This is a genomic window from Phycisphaerales bacterium AB-hyl4, assembly GCA_041821185.1.
In the GTDB taxonomy this organism is placed as follows: Bacteria; Planctomycetota; Phycisphaerae; order Phycisphaerales; family Phycisphaeraceae; genus Natronomicrosphaera; species Natronomicrosphaera hydrolytica.
Window position 1 is genome coordinate 22,402 of record JBGUBD010000016.1, and the last position, 14,686, is coordinate 37,087.

A 14,686-nucleotide genomic window follows, 5' to 3' on the forward strand; every position below is an offset into this window, starting at 1 on the left:
TTCTTTGGGCAGCCGGACGAGTGGCGGTCGCGAGCTTTGGGCGGTGCGGCTGATCCGCGGCCGGGGCAGCGCGGTGCAAGCACCGCGGCTAAATGGGCACATGAATTGAAGGAAAGCCTTGTGGTCATCGTTGGCCGGGGCGTGAGTTGACAGGCTTGCGGGGGGTAACTATTTTCCTTGTATCGTTGAGACTGTGTCTCATAATCGTGTATCAGGCGTACGCCGGGATGAGCGATTGGGTGACCTTTCGCTTGCCGTTGCCTGGCTCCATCGGCGGGGCGGGGCGGGGCGTGGGGCGTGGGGCGTGCGTGTGCAACATTTTCCCTTGAGGGAGGTTTTCGTCATGGATTGTCGTCAGATGTTGGCATGGTGTGGCAGTCGCGGCGGGGGGGCCGGGCTGGCGGCCGGGGTGGTGCTGGCGTGGGCCGGCGTGGTGATGGCGGAGGAAGAGGCGGGCGTGGATGGGCCGGCCGAGCCGACGTTGACGGTGGAGGCGACGCCGGGTGAGGCGGAGGCAGATGCCCCGCCGACGGTGAATGGTGAGGCGAATGGTCAGGCGGACGGCGAGGCGGTGGTCGAGACGGGCTCGGCGTTTCGCTTGCCGGGGCTGACGGTGATCGGCACGCGTGAGGCGGAGTTCGCGCTGCCGGGCGCGGGGTCGTTTCTCGATGTGGATGACATCCGCACGCAGAACTACGACGACATCAACCGCGTGCTCCGCAAGGTGCCCGGCGTGTACGTGCGTGAAGAGGACGGCTTCGGGTTGATGCCCAACATCAGCCTCCGCGGCGCGGACATGGGGCGAACGAGCAAGGTGACGCTGATGGAAGACGGCGTGCTGGCGGCGCCTGCGCCGTATTCAGCACCGGCGGCGTATTACAGCCCGACCGTCGGTCGAATGGAGGGCGTCGAGGTGCTCAAGGGGTCGAGCCAGGTGCGCTACGGCCCGCACACGACCGGCGGTGTGGTCAACTACCTTTCGACCAGCATCCCCAGCGAACGGCGCGGCTACACCCGCACGAGCTATGGCACGGACAACGACATCCGCGTGTTTACGCACTACGGCGACACGTTCGATACGGACATGGGCCGATTCGGCTTGCTGCTGGAGGGTTACTTCCGTTCGAACGATGGCTTTCAGCGTATTGATGCGACGCCTGACTTCCGCGACCGCGGGCGGACCGGGTTTACGAAGATCGAGCCGATGCTGAAGCTGTCGTGGGAGCCGGATGGGGATATTTATCAGCAGTTCGAGTTCAAGGCGGGCTATACCGACCTTGATGCGGACATCAGTTATCTCGGTTTGACGCGGGCGGATTTTCGCAGCGACCCGCATCGGCGTTATGCCGCGTCGCGGTTTGACCGGATTCAGACCGAGCAGTGGCGAACGCATGTGAGGCATTACATTGAGCCGAGCGAGAGCTTCAACCTGACGAGTACGGTTTATTACAACGAGTTTGACCGCAACTGGTCGAAGCTGCACGACCTGCAGGGCGCGTATACGTACGACGACGGTACGGTAGTGAACAACCCGAGCCTGGCGGCGGCGCTGGCGGGTGGGGGGACGGCCCTCGATGCCCTGCGTGGCAATGGGGCGGGCACGTTGCGGTATCGGGACAACAAGCGCAGCTATTACTCGTGGGGCGCGGAGTCGATCGGCGAGTTTCTGTTTGAGACCGGCGGACTGGATCATCGGCTGGCGGTGGGCGTGCGGTATCACGAAGACCGCGTGCGGCGGTTCCAGCATGACACGGTCTACACGCAGAACGCGGACGGCGTGTTTGTCGGCCGAGCGGCGGGCGCGCCGGGGAGCCAGGACAACCGCCGGGCGGACACGCAGGCGATCGCGGTGTTTGTGCAGGATGAGATGAGCTTCGGCGACTGGACGGTGACGCCGGGCATTCGGTACGAGCACTTGCGGCAGTCGTTTGAGAACTTCAACACCGGCGATAGCGGGTCGGGCAACCTCGACCTGGTCGCCGGCGGGGTTGGGGTGACGTACGACTTTACCGATGAGTGGATGGCGTTCGGCGGAGCGTATGTGGGCTTTTCGCCGCCCGAGCCGCAGTCGCGAATCACGCAGGGCGTCAAGGAAGAGACGAGCCTGGGGACGGAACTGGGCTTGCGATATCAGCACGACAGCGGCGCGTTTCGCGCTCAGAGCACGTACTTCTTTACGCAGTTCGATGATCTGCTGGTGCGGGACTATGTCGGGGCCGGCGGCGGCGCGGGCGATGAGTCGGTCGGGCGCATCCGCACGCATGGCATTGAGTTGTCACTGGAGTATGACGCGGGCATCGCCAACGGCTGGGGCTTCCGCAACCCGTACTACGTGGCGGCGACGTGGACGCGAGCCCGGCTGGCGAGCGATACGGGGTCGGCGAATCCGGAGTCGATCTTCAGCGGCGGGCAGCGCGGCAATCGCGTGCCTTACGTGCCGGAGTGGGCGATCACGCTGGGCACGGGGATCGAGTTCGAGAAGTTCGGCTTCTTCATCAATGGCATCTATGTGGACGAAACGTACACCACGGCGAGCAACACGCGACAGCAGGTGAATGTCGACGGCGAGCCGGACGCACGGTTCGGCACGACGGATTCGCATTTCCTGCTGGACCTGTCGGCTCACTACTGGGTGACGGAGAACGCGAAGCTGTTCGCAGGCGTGCAGAACGCGCTGGACCGCGAGTATGTGGCGTCGCGTCATCCGCATGGCGCTCGGTCTGGCGCGGCGATGTTCGCCTACATGGGTGTCGAGGTGAACTGGTGACACGACGTCAATACTGGCATGGAAGGCGGGGCGGTGCGGCCGGGCTGGGGCGGTGTGCTGCTGTGGTGCTCGGGTTGAGCCTGGCGTGGCAGCCGATGGCGGTTGCGATGGCGGACGATGCGGACGCGGTGGCGCGACGGATTGCCGAGCGGGTCGCCGAGCTTGAGTCGCTGCGAGCCGAGGCGCGGGCGGAGCGGTCGCAGCGGGCGGGCGAACGCGACGCGCTGGCGGAGCAGGTCGACCGGTTGCAACATGATCTGCGGACGGCCGAGGCGGAAGTGGGCGAGCTGAATGATGAGCTTGAGCAGTTGCGCGAGCAGCGGGTCGGAGTGGATGACGAACGCGCGGCGCTGGCGGATGCGCTGGATACGCTTACCGGGACGGTGAGCGCGTCGGCGTCGGCGTTGGAGGCGGCGATCGCGAACGGCGTGCCGAGCGGTCGTGAGCCGAGGCGGGCAGCGGTGCAGCGGGTCAGTGAAGCGCTGGGTGATGTGGATGCGAGCGCGACGCAGCGGATCGACGCGCTGGCGACGTTTGTCGACTTCGCAAGCGAAGAGCTGCAACGGGTGGACCAGCGCGAGCTGCGCAACGAGCGGGTCGCGGTGGGGGATCGGCAAATGCATGCGTTTATCTATCGGCTGGGCCTGGTGACGGAAGGGTTCGTCAGCGAGGACGGCTCGGCGGTGGGCGTGTTCGACCCAGGCGCGGGCGACTGGCGGCTCGATGTGTCTGGCGAGGCGGAGCGGTTGCAGGCGGTGATCGACACGATGCGCGAACGGCAGCCGCCTGCGATCCTCGCGGTGCCGATCATCGCGGACCTTGAAACGGAACAGGCAGGTGACTCTTGATCGGCTTGCGTGGCGATGTGCGTGGCGGAGCGTGGCGGTCGGCGGTGCTGATATGCGCGGCGGCGGGGTGGCTGCTGTGCGGTGCGGCGACGGCGATCGCGGCGGATGCGGACACGTTGCGGAACAGGCTTGCGGCGATTGAAGCGGAGATCGAATCGCTTGAGCAGCAGCGCGATGAGGCAGCGCAGACGTGGGAGCGCGACCAGTCGGCGTTGCAGTCGCAGCGGCGAGAGCTGGCGGCGCGGTTGCTCGATGCGAGCTTCGACCGCGTGCAGCTTGAGCAGTCGCGCGGCAGGGTCGAGCGCGAGCTGCGGCAGGGTCGCGACGAGGTGGCGACGCTGGCGGACGGGCTTGAGGGCCTGATGCGTCGGCTGACCGGGGTGGCGGAGCGGATTGATCTGCATTTGGCCGAGTCGCCGGACCGCGAGACGTTCGAGGCGACGTCGGCGGATGATATTCGATTGCTGAACGAAGGCGACTGGCGCGAGCGGGCAGAGCGCGCGTCGCGATGGGTGACGCGGTTCGAGCAGTTGCATCGGCGAGCGGGGCAGGTGCGGGTGACGCGAACCGAAGTGCACACCGCGGACGGCTCGCGCGAGGCGGTTGAACTGCTGAGCGTGGGGCGGGTGGCGTATGCGTATCGCACGGTGGATGGCGGTCGGCTGGGCATGGCGGTGGCGAGCCCGGCTGAGGCGACGGGCTACCGGTGGGTCGAGTCGATCCATCGGAACCGCAAACGGCAGCTCGCGGCGGTGTTTGATGATGCGGCGGCGGGCGGCTCAGCGGGCGCAGCGGTGGCCGGCGCGGTGCATCGGCTGCCGATGGATGTGACCGGGCAGGTGCGGGCCGAGACGGCGTTACAGGAGACGGGGCTGCAGGCGACGGTGCTCGCGGGCGGGCTGGTGATGATCCCGCTGGGGCTGGTGGCGTTGCTGGCGGTGTTGTTGATCGTCGAGCGATGGTTCACCTTGCATCGCGCGGGCCGAGGCGGCGACGGGCTGGCGGCGGCGGTGTTCGAGGCGTACGAGCGCGGCGATGCTGACGCGGCGGTGCGGCGATGCCAAGCGAGCGACGGCGTGGTGGCGCGGGTGCTGCTTGCGTGTCTGAGTCGGCGCGAGCAGGGGCAGCATGCGATGGAGGATGGCATACAGGCGCAGTTGCTGCACGAAGCGCCGCGGCTGGAGCGGTTTCTCGCGGGCATTGCGGTGCTGGGTGCGGTGTCGCCGTTGCTGGGATTGCTGGGCACGGTGACGGGGATCATTCAGACGTTCGAGGTGATTACGACGTTTGGCAATGTGCAGCCGGGCGCGATGGCGGGCGGGATTTCGGAAGCGTTGATCACGACGGCGGCGGGGCTGGTGATTGCGATTCCGATTCTGCTGTTGCACAGCGCGCTCAGTGGCAAGTCGGACCGGATCATCAGTGATGCGGAGAAACATGCCGCGACGATGTTGAACCTTTCGCAGGCGCGCAGCGGCGAAGTCGCGGGTGCGGTGGCGGTTGAGGCGGCGTCGAAGGTGAAGGTGGAACCGAAGTCGAAGCCGAAGGCGGCGCAGGAACAGGGCAGCGAAGCGTGACGAGCGTGCTTGTTCAAGGCGGCTGGGTGATGGTGGCGATTGTGGCGTTGTCGCTGATCGCGTGGGCGGTGATGGCGTGGAAGTGGTTGACGTTGCGCGACGAGTCGCCGGGCGATCTGGATTGGGCGGAGCAGGCGGTGGCGCTGGCGCGTCGGAACGAGTCGGCGAAGGCGAGCCTGCTTTGTGACGAACGGTCGGGTTGTCTGGCGCGGGTAATGCGGTCGGCGCTCACGATACGCGAGCCGAGCAGGGCGTACTTTGAGAAGTATCTTCAGCCGTTGCTGGACAGCGAGTCGGTGCGGATTCATCGGGGGTTGATGTTCGTGCAGACGCTGGGGGCGGTCGCGCCGCTGCTGGGTTTGCTGGGCACGGTGATCGGGATGGTGCGAACGTTCGCGTCGGTGACGGCGACAGGCATGCCGGAGACCGAGGGCATGGCGGCGGGCGTGTCGCAGGCGCTGGTGACGACGCAGGCGGGGCTGGTGGTGGGGTTGGCGATCATGCTGGTGCATGGCTACCTGGCGTCGCGGGCGCGGCGGTGCATCGACACGGCGGAACTGTATGCGAAGAAGGTGGAGACGGCGGTGCTGCATGATTAGCGGGTTTGATGTGGGTTTGCGTTCGGTTTTTGAAGTGTGAAGGGTGTTGCCATGTTTCAATCGATGACGAGACAGAAGCGGCGGTCGCGGGCGTTGCCTGCGATCAATATTGCGCCGTTGATTGACATGGTTTTCATTTTGTTGATTTTCTTTCTGGTGACGACGACGTTCGTGCGTGATCGGGGGGTGGAGATCACTCGGCCGGAGGCGAGTGTGACGCGGGTGGTGGAGCCGATGGCGATGCGGGTGAGCGTGACGGCGAGCGGGGCGATTTATGCAGACGGTCGCGAGGTGGATGTGAATCAGTTGCGTGATCGGGTGGCGGTGTTTGGTCGTCAGAGCGATCGGCCGAGCGTTGTGATCGTGCCGGACGAGCAGACGCCTTCGGGTCGGTTGGTGGAGGTGCTGGACACGGTGCGAGCGGCGGGGGTGGACGATGTGGCGGTGGCGACGCGGGAGCGACGCGGACGATGAGCGACAGTCGGTGGACATCGCGGACCGTTCGGCGGGTGTTGTTCGCGGGTGGTGCGACGGTGGTGGTTAATGCGCTGTTGTTGTTGAGCCTGGAGTTGATCAATCGGCCGACGCCTGCGGTGGTGGAGGAAGGGGCGTTGTCGCGTGTGCGGTTGGCGGCGTTGCCTGAGCCGGTGGTGGAGGCGGAAGAGCCGGAGGATGAGCCGGAGCCGATGGAGGATGAGGTGTTTGAGGAGCCGACGGTTGATGTGGACTTGCCGCAGCCGACGGTTGAGCCGTTGGACTTGCCGACGCCGTCGCTGGATGTGACGGTGCGTGTGCCGCCGAGCGTTGTGCGGGATGTGCCGACGTCGGTGGATGCGACGGAGGTTGTGCCGCGGCCGAGCGAGCCTGCGGCGGCGCGGCGGGGGCCGATGCGTGAGGGGGAGGTGGATGTCGGGCCGAGGCCGATCCGCAATCCGCAGCCGCCTTACCCGCCGGCGGCGCAGCGGCGTGGGGTGGAGGGGTATGTGGTGGCCCAACTGCTTGTTGATACGAGCGGGCAGGTGCGTGAGGTGCGGGTGACGGATCGACGGGGGCCGCCTTCGTTTGAGCGGGCGGTGATGGAGACGTTGCAGGGCGAGTGGTCGTTTGAGCCTGGCGAGCATGAGGGGCGGGCGGTGGCGACGTGGACGAGTGTGCGGATTGATTTCAGGATCCAATGATGAGCAGTAACTGGTCGGTCGTTGTCGTGGCGGTGGGTGTGATGTGGGTCGCGTGCGCGGGCTCGGCGGCGGCGGACGAGTCGGTGGAAGCACGGCTACACGAAGCGCGGCAGTTGTACGCCGACGGTGCGTATGCTGATGCGGCGGCGGCGCTGTCGGCGATTGTGGAAGAGCGGCCTGATGTGGCGGCGGCGCATCTGTTCAAGGGGCATGCGTTGTATGCGCTGGAGCGGTTTGATGAGGCTCGCGGGGCGTATGCGCGGGCGATCGAAGCGGGTCGGCTGGATGCGGCGATGCTGGGGCGGCTGGCGCAGATCGAGCAGCGGGCGGATCGGCGAGGGTCGGCGTTGTCGGCGTTGCGGTTGTTGCTGCTGGTGACGCCGGGCGAGCATGATCTGCACCTGGCGGTGGCGGAGGCGTCGGCGGCGGCGGGGTTGCCGGGTGAGGCGGCGCAGTTGTACGAGCAGGTGATTCGCGCTCGGCCGAGCGATGCGGGGGGGCATTTGCGGCTGGCGAACCTGCACCTTAGCCGTGACCGCTGGCGTGAGGCGATCGGGCCGATGACGCTGGCGTATCACCTGGGTGAGGCGGCGGGCGAGCGGGCGCGGACGTTGGGCGATCTGCATATGCGGGCCGACCAGCCGACCGCTGCGGCGGCGTGGTACGAGCGGGCGATTGATGATGGGCTGGACACGTCGGCGATGCAGTTGCGGCTGGCGCAGGCGTGGCTTGCACACGGCGACCGCGAGGCGGCGCGGGCGGCGGCGACGCGGGCGGCGGAGGCCGACGACACGTCGGCAGATGGCGGGCGGGCGCTGCTGCTGCTGGGGCAGCTGGCTCGCGAGGCGGGTGAGATTGACGAGGCGGTGCGGTACTGGCAGCGGGCGGCGGAGCGGGCCGACGTGCCAAGGCAGGTGCATGTTTACCTGGGCACACTGACGTATGAGCGGGAGCGGTTCGGCGAGGCGGCGGCGCATCTGGCGGCGGCGCGGGCAGCGGGGGATGTTGAGCCGACGACGCTGCGCTTGCTGGTGCTCAGCTATGCCGGGCAAGGTGAACGCGAGCGGGCGCGGGAGATGTTGCAGGTGTATGTCGAGCGCTACGGGATGGACGAGGCGGCGGCGGGGATGGTGCGGCGGCTGCTTCGCATACCGTGAGCGCTTATACTATCGACATGCGGCAGTACCTCGACCTGATGCAGCACATCCTCGACCACGGCGTCAAGAAAGACGACCGCACGGGCACGGGCACGCTCAGCGTGTTCGGCTATCAGATGCGGTTCAACCTCGACCCGGCGGCGGAAGGCGGCGGCTTCCCGATGGTGACGACAAAGAAGCTGCACCTGCGGTCGATCATTCATGAGCTGCTCTGGTTTCTTCAGGGCGAGACGAACATCGCTTACCTCAAGCAGAACAAGGTGAGCATCTGGGACGAGTGGGCCGACGACTCTGGCGAACTCGGGCCGGTGTATGGGTATCAGTGGCGACACTGGCCGCGGCCGGACGGCACGCAGGTTGATCAGATCACCGAGGTGGTCGAAGCGATCAAGAGCAACCCTGACTCGCGTCGGCTGATCGTCAGCGCGTGGAACGTGGGGCAGGTGGATCAGATGGCGCTGCCGCCTTGCCATCTGATGTTTCAGTTTTACGTCGCGGAGGGGAAGCTGAGTTGTCAGATGTATCAGCGCAGTGCCGACGTGTTCCTCGGCGTGCCGTTTAACATTGCCAGCTATGCGCTGTTGACGTTGATGATGGCGCAGGTGACGGGGCTGAAGCCGGGCGAGTTTGTGCACACGTTCGGCGATGCGCACCTTTACCTTAATCATCTCGACCAGGCCCGCGAGCAGTTGTCGCGCGACCCCCGGCCGCTGCCGACGATGAAGCTCAACGCGAATGTGAAGTCGATCTTTGATTTCACGTTCGACGACTTCACGCTGGAAAACTACGACCCGCATCCGCATATCAAGGCGCCGGTGGCGGTGTGAGATTGGTTTGGAATTTCGGATTTGGAATTTCGGATTTCGGATTTGGGGAAAGGTGAGCGACGCGGTGACGGGCAAATCCGACATTCGAAATTCGAAATCCGAAATTTCTCTCATCGTCGCGATGGCGGAGAATCGGGTCATCGGCCGGGATGGCGATCTGCCCTGGCGATTGCCGGCGGACCTGGCGCACTTCAAACGGCTGACGACCGGACACACCATCGTCATGGGGCGGAAGACGTTCGAGTCCATCGGTCGGCCGCTGCCGAATCGGCGGAGCATCGTGCTCACACGCGATCCGCAATGGGCTCACGAGGGTGTCGAAGTGGTGCACGACTGGGACGCGTTGCAGGCGAAGGTCGCGGGCGAGGGTGAGGTGTTTGTCATCGGCGGCGAGGTGGTGTTTGGCCTGGCGCTGCCGTGGGCGGATCGGGTGTACCTCACGCTGGTGCACGCGACGGTGGCGGGTGACACGTTCTTTCCCGAGTTGCCGAGCGAGGCGTGGCAGTTGTCGGCCGACGAGCGTCGCCCGGCCGACGAACGCAACAAGTATGCGATGAGCTTTCAGCAGTACGATCGACGTTGAAACTTCATGCGGTCGCTGATGCGCCGATGATCATGTTGTCGATCAGGCGAACCTCGTCGAGGCGGGCGGCGATCAGCGCGGCGACGCCGTGGGTCAACGATGGCTCTACGCAGTCGAGCCTGGCGAGCGTCTGCGGGTGGCGGAGCACGGCGTAGTCCACATCAAAATGATGCGCTTCGAGCGTCTGCTGCATCGCCCGCTCGACGGCGGCGGGATCGGTTTCGCCATCGTCTTCGATCATCCGCTTCGCTTGCAGCAGCGCCTTGTACGCGCCGACCGCATGGCGGCGGTCGTCGGCGGAGAGGTAGCGGTTTCGACTGGACATCGCCAGGCCGTCGTCTTCGCGCATCGTCGGCATGCCCACGACCCGCACGGGCATGAGCAGGTCGGCGACCATCGCCTGGATGACCTTGAGTTGCTGGTAATCCTTCTGGCCGAACACTGCGATGTCGGGCTGAATGACGTTGAAAAACTTCATCACCACCCGGCAGACGCCCGCGAAATGGCTCGGCCGAAACGCGCCCTCCAGATCGCTGGTCAGCTCCGGCACGTCGACCTGCACATCCGGCGCGGCGGGGGGGTACATCTGATCCACCGACGGCGCGAACACGCCGGCAGCGCCGGCAGCCTGGCAGCGTTCGAGGTCCACTTCGAGCGTTCGCGGGTAGCGGTCGAAGTCTTCGCCGGGCCCGAACTGTGTCGGGTTGACGAAGATGCTCACCAGCACATGGTCCGCCAACGATCGGCCGTGCTCGATCAACTTCAAGTGGCCTGCGTGCAGCGCGCCCATCGTGGGCACAAGCGCGACCGTTCCCGTCAGTGCGTTGCGATGTTTACGTGCGTCGGCAGTCGAGTGTGTCAGTTGCATGCGAAGAGCAAATCGGAAATTGGCAATTGGAAAAACAAAAACGCGTTCACCCCGGAAACGGAATCGTATGGCCGGCCATGCGATGATACATCTCCAGCGTGCCCGCGATGGCTTGCGAGGCGGTGCGGTGCTCGCCGATCCACGACCGCGCCCGCTGGCCGAGCGATTCGGCTTCCTGCGGCTGCTCGATCATGGCGTTGATGCGCTCAGCCCAGTCCGGCCCGCTGGCGGACGACATCACGAACGCCGACTCATCCGCCACCAGGTAGTCCAGCCACGGGTCTTCATGCGCCAGCACGGGCACGGCGTGGGCCATCGCCTGCAACGTCAGCCCTCGCGACAGGCCCAGCGGCTGCGGATGCAACAGCATGTCCGCCCGCACGAGCAGTTCGCGATGCCCCAGCCGACGCGGGATCATCGACAGGTTCGACATCAGGTTGTGATGCCGGGCCGCCTTCCAGATCTGATGCTGGTCGGAGCCTTGCCCGTCGAAGAAAAACTGCGTTCGCGGGTGTCGGCGGATGACTTCGCCCAGGCCTTCGAGCATGGCGTGATAGCGGTGGTCCAGCCGACCGTTGCCGCTGATGACGGCGCAGGCCTCGTCGTCGCTTTGGCGCACGCGGACGGGCTCGCCCACGTGGGCTCCGGGCGGCACGCAGGCGACCGTGTGATCTTCGGTGAGGCGTTCGCGGATGGCTTGGGCGATGGGTTCGGTGGTGGCGATGAAGGCGGTCTGCTTCGCAGGCAGCAGGGCGGTCACGCGGTCGAGTCGGCGAAGGTCGATGTGCGAGTTGGCCTGGAAGATGACGGGCAGCTCGAGCTTCCGCGCCAGCAGGGCTGCGCCCAGCCACAGTCGGCCGTCCATCGCGTGCAGCAGATCCACCCCCAACTCGGCGAGCTTCGTATCCATCCGCCACAGCCGATAGACGTTGACCGCCCACCACTTCGACTCCGGCCAGAGCACGCGTTCACCGAAGACGATCGACTCCTCCAGCGGCAGGTGTTGCGGCACGACCTGCGCAACCCGCACCTGCTCGTCGATCAGGCCGACGACCAGTTGCTGAAAGCTGGCGAGTTCTTCATCCAGCCAGGCGACGTTGGCAAGCAATGCCACATGCATCCGTTCATGCTACGCCATTCCCGCGATGGGTGAAACACGATTCGTTTTACTGTGATCGGCCATGAGCCTCGAACGTCGTGGGCAATAGCCCTCCGTGGAAGCGGAGGGTTAGCGTCGTGTGGACCAAACCCCACGCTCCCGCGTGGGGCTATGGGGGGAACAACCTCTGCCCGACGCCATAAAAAACGGCGGACGACGCGTACGTCGTCCGCCGGGGGTGGTGGTTCGGTTGTGAGCTCTCGGGCCGAGGCGGGCGGTCAGTCTTCGTCGTCCGCGGCGGTCTTGACGTTTTCCAGCGTGTCGACCGACTGTCGGCCGGCGTAGCCCGCGTCGGTCTCATGCCAGTAGCCTACCTCCGGCTCGCCCGGATGCCAGCATAGTTGCACTTCCCGACCGTCGTGCACCGCGGGGAAGTCGATCAGCCCCTTCTCGAAATCCTTCAACTCGACGCCCACGGCGTGCAGCTCGTCGACCAGCGCGCTGAGCCGATCCATCGCCGTCTCATATCGGGCCTCGGCCGTCTCGCTGTCGCCGCCGGTGTCGGCCGCCTGCTCCACCTCGCGGCGGAGGTCGACGATTCGGCTGTAAACCTCGGCAACGTCTTTCACAATACGCTGCACGTAGGGCAACGCGCGGTTCGCCTCCTCGACCGAGAAGTAGCGCTTATCGGGGAACGGGTCGTGGTGAGTCGTCGTCATAAAAGCATTTTCAGCGGACATCGTTGGGCCTCGCAGGGTTTGAGACTGGATTGTCTACAAAAGCGGTCATAAGTAACGTACCGCCCGGCTTCCTTGTCTTCCTCCAAGGCCAGCTCACGCCTGCCTTTGAGGCTTGCCCCAAGACACGATAGGCTCGCGCCTCGGAGGATGGCGAGGCCGACGGATCACAAATCCGTTACACGTCCTATCGGCTTACCGGTCGATCCGCTTTGAAAAGCGATGCCGCCATCCTCCGGGCACGACCTGATAAGCTTTTGGGCATGAGCCCTCAGCCACCTGAACAACTCGCCAACCCGCCAGAAGATTCCCGCCAACCGCGTCCGCCAGCCGACGCCGATCGGCAGGCGGAGGTCATCATCGTCGGGGCCGGGCCGATCGGCCTGGAGCTGGCCGTCGTCCTCAAACACATGGGCGTCGACTACCTCCACCTCGACGCTGGACAGGTCGGCCAGACCGTCACCCGGTACCCCCAGCAGACCCGCTTCTTCTCCAGCCCGGAACGCATCGCCATCGCAGGCGTCCCCCTTACCCTGTCCGACCACAATCGCGCCAGCCGAGAGCAATATCTCGCGTACCTCCGCAGCGTGGTTCAGCAGTTCGACCTCAAGGTCAACACCTTCGAGCGCGTGACCGACATCAAGCAAAGCGACGGCGAATACCGCTTCACGCTCCACACCGACCGCCGGGGCACGCCTCACACATATCAGGCGAAACACCTCGTGCTGGCTGTCGGCGATATGCACGGCCCGCGCAAGATCAACGTGCCCGGCGAAGATCTGCCCCATGTCAGCCACTACTTCGACGAGCCGCATCGCTACTTCAACCAGCGGCTGCTCATCGTCGGCGGGCGCAACTCGGCGGTCGAAACCGCGCTGCGCTGCTATCACGCCGGTGCTCAGGTGAGCCTCAGCTATCGCTGGGGCGGGTTTGACGAACGACTGGTCAAGTATGGCATCCTGCCGGAGATCAAAGCGCTCATCGAGCATGAGCGCGTGAAGTTTTACCCCTACACGCTCGTCCGCGAGATCACCGCGGAGCACGTCGTGCTGGAAGACTCCGGCCTGCGCGGGCAGGACGCCGGGCCGGGCGTGACGGACCTTGCCACGACGCCCGCCGAGGCCAGCGGCGAGTTGACGCACGTGCCCGCTGACTTTGTGTTGCTGCTGACCGGCTATGTGATGAACACCGAGTTGTTCGCGATGGCGGGTGTGGAGCTGGTGGGTGAGAACTGTTCGCCGAAGCATGACCTGTCGACGATGGAGACGAACGTGCCGGGCCTGTATGTCGCAGGCACGGCCGCGGCGGGCACGCAAGTGCGGTTCCGGTTGTTCATTGAGAACTGTCACCCGCACGTGGCGAAGATCGCCCGCAATATCACGGGCCAACAGCCGCCGATGCACCTGATCAACCAGGCGGCGAAGCAGTTCGCGTTGCCGGAGAGTTAAGGGCGATTTAGCCGCGAAGCGCAGCGGAGTTCGGGTCGGCGTCGCCACAGCAGCGTGATGCCACTGAGACCTAGCAAGGCGAGCGAGCCGGGTTCCGGAACGATGCTGATCGCATCGAAGGCGATAAAGGCGTCTCGTTGGCGGGCGCGGGCAAAGATGAAGTCGATGTAATGCACGTTCTCAAAGTCCGCGTCGAAGCTGGAGAACGGGAGAATCAGGTCGAACGCACCGTCGTTGCCTGGCACTTCAAATGGAACGGCACTGGCGCCGTCCTCGTCAGCGACGCGAATCATGTCGTGAAGCGGCGAGAGATTTTCATTTTCGAAATTCGTGCGGATGTTATGAATTTTGATCGCGTTGCCGTGCTGTGTGGCATCAAAGTTCAGTGGCGTGTCTTCAGAACCGTACCGAACGATGAAATAGGTGATTGGTCGGTCATCCCCGTCGACTGTGGCGCTAGTGACACGCAGGCGACCATCGATAGCATCCGGATGAATAGTCAATGTCGTAGGCGTTACGACCGAATCGCTTGTGACCGTCGCCACGAACAACTCGCGCGTACCAGCAACGACGTGATTGGGGTCGAGCCCGGTTTGCGTTTCGCTGACTCCGCCGCCAAGGTTCGAGCCTTCGCTGCCAAGGGTAATGGGGCCCTGCGTGAAGTCGTCGATCATCAACGCATACGCAGGGTTATGCGATGTAGCCAAGGCAATCAGGCCCGCAGCGACCAGGCACTTCCATTCTTGCATGCTCATCACAGGTTCCCCTTCTGTTTGAAGTCAGCGATTGCATCCCGGTGTCACAATGCCTGCGACTTGCAACTCGTGCCCGAAGCGTATTCGGCAGAGGCGGCGATGACGCATGGCTGAACGATTGTCTATATCGATTCAATGTAGCCTCCATAATCGCCAGCGGCAAGAGGGGGATCATATTCAACCGGGCGGCTGAACGGCATCCACAAACAAAAGAAGCCCACGGCGTGACGCCGTGGGCTTCGG

General features: G+C 65.0%; 14 protein-coding genes. 10 read left to right on the forward strand and 4 right to left on the reverse strand.

All coding sequences use genetic code 11. From position 1 onward, the window contains the following. Positions 1-343 precede the first annotated feature (343 nt). From ACERK3_17855 to ACERK3_17895, 9 genes are all read left to right on the forward strand, one after another. On the forward strand, positions 344-2,767 hold the full coding sequence (locus tag ACERK3_17855) for a TonB-dependent receptor family protein (GenBank protein MFA9480140.1): 2,424 nt from the start codon (positions 344-346) through the stop codon (positions 2,765-2,767). Continuing rightward, entirely contained in the window at positions 2,764-3,615 is an 852-nt protein-coding gene (locus ACERK3_17860; protein MFA9480141.1) for a DUF3450 family protein, read from the forward strand. The genes ACERK3_17855 and ACERK3_17860 overlap by 4 nt, the downstream gene beginning before the upstream one ends. After that, complete coding sequence (locus tag ACERK3_17865; protein MFA9480142.1) at positions 3,612-5,192, forward strand: MotA/TolQ/ExbB proton channel family protein; 1,581 nt, start codon at positions 3,612-3,614, stop codon at positions 5,190-5,192. Before ACERK3_17860 ends, ACERK3_17865 begins: the two co-directional genes overlap by 4 nt. Beyond that, a complete protein-coding gene (locus ACERK3_17870; GenBank protein ID MFA9480143.1) occupies positions 5,189-5,791 on the forward strand; it encodes a MotA/TolQ/ExbB proton channel family protein in 603 nt (200 codons plus the stop codon). The genes ACERK3_17865 and ACERK3_17870 overlap by 4 nt, the downstream gene beginning before the upstream one ends. Before the next feature lie 63 nt (positions 5,792-5,854). Next, positions 5,855-6,265, forward strand: a complete 411-nt coding sequence (locus ACERK3_17875; GenBank protein ID MFA9480144.1) for an ExbD/TolR family protein — start codon at positions 5,855-5,857, stop codon at positions 6,263-6,265. Continuing rightward, positions 6,262-6,969 (forward strand): TonB family protein, encoded by a 708-nt coding sequence (locus ACERK3_17880; protein ID MFA9480145.1) that lies wholly within the window; start codon positions 6,262-6,264, stop codon positions 6,967-6,969. Before ACERK3_17875 ends, ACERK3_17880 begins: the two co-directional genes overlap by 4 nt. Then, positions 6,969-8,126 carry a tetratricopeptide repeat protein gene (locus tag ACERK3_17885; GenBank protein ID MFA9480146.1) on the forward strand — a complete coding sequence of 386 codons (1,158 nt, stop codon included), beginning with the start codon at positions 6,969-6,971 and terminating at the stop codon, positions 8,124-8,126. The genes ACERK3_17880 and ACERK3_17885 overlap by 1 nt, the downstream gene beginning before the upstream one ends. 17 nt (positions 8,127-8,143) lie before the next feature. Further along, positions 8,144-8,953: a thymidylate synthase gene (locus tag ACERK3_17890; GenBank protein MFA9480147.1), complete on the forward strand. Its 810-nt coding sequence runs from the start codon at positions 8,144-8,146 to the stop codon at positions 8,951-8,953. A 52-nt stretch (positions 8,954-9,005) separates the two neighbouring features. Next, complete coding sequence (locus tag ACERK3_17895) at positions 9,006-9,536, forward strand: dihydrofolate reductase (protein MFA9480148.1); 531 nt, start codon at positions 9,006-9,008, stop codon at positions 9,534-9,536. 4 nt (positions 9,537-9,540) lie between these two features. On the opposite strand, the gene panC is transcribed toward ACERK3_17895, so the two are convergent. The 3 genes from panC to ACERK3_17910 form a co-directional block, all read right to left on the reverse strand. Beyond that, on the reverse strand, positions 9,541-10,404 hold the full coding sequence (gene panC / locus ACERK3_17900) for a pantoate--beta-alanine ligase (GenBank protein MFA9480149.1): 864 nt from the start codon (positions 10,402-10,404) through the stop codon (positions 9,541-9,543). Between the two features lie 46 nt (positions 10,405-10,450). Beyond that, positions 10,451-11,524, reverse strand: a complete 1,074-nt coding sequence (locus ACERK3_17905) for a glycosyltransferase family 4 protein (protein MFA9480150.1) — start codon at positions 11,522-11,524, stop codon at positions 10,451-10,453. Positions 11,525-11,781: 257 nt separating this feature from the next. Beyond that, positions 11,782-12,222, reverse strand: a complete 441-nt coding sequence (locus tag ACERK3_17910) for a DUF2203 domain-containing protein (GenBank protein ID MFA9480151.1) — start codon at positions 12,220-12,222, stop codon at positions 11,782-11,784. Positions 12,223-12,503: 281 nt separating this feature from the next. Here ACERK3_17910 and ACERK3_17915 point away from each other — a divergent pair, with 281 nt between their 5' ends. Further along, on the forward strand, positions 12,504-13,688 hold the full coding sequence (locus ACERK3_17915) for an NAD(P)-binding domain-containing protein (GenBank protein MFA9480152.1): 1,185 nt from the start codon (positions 12,504-12,506) through the stop codon (positions 13,686-13,688). Here the strand turns inward: ACERK3_17915 and ACERK3_17920 are convergent. Continuing rightward, positions 13,685-14,443, reverse strand: coding sequence for a PEP-CTERM sorting domain-containing protein (locus tag ACERK3_17920; GenBank protein ID MFA9480153.1), 759 nt, complete (start codon positions 14,441-14,443; stop codon positions 13,685-13,687). The genes ACERK3_17915 and ACERK3_17920 overlap by 4 nt on opposite strands. Positions 14,444-14,686: the final 243 nt, after the last annotated feature.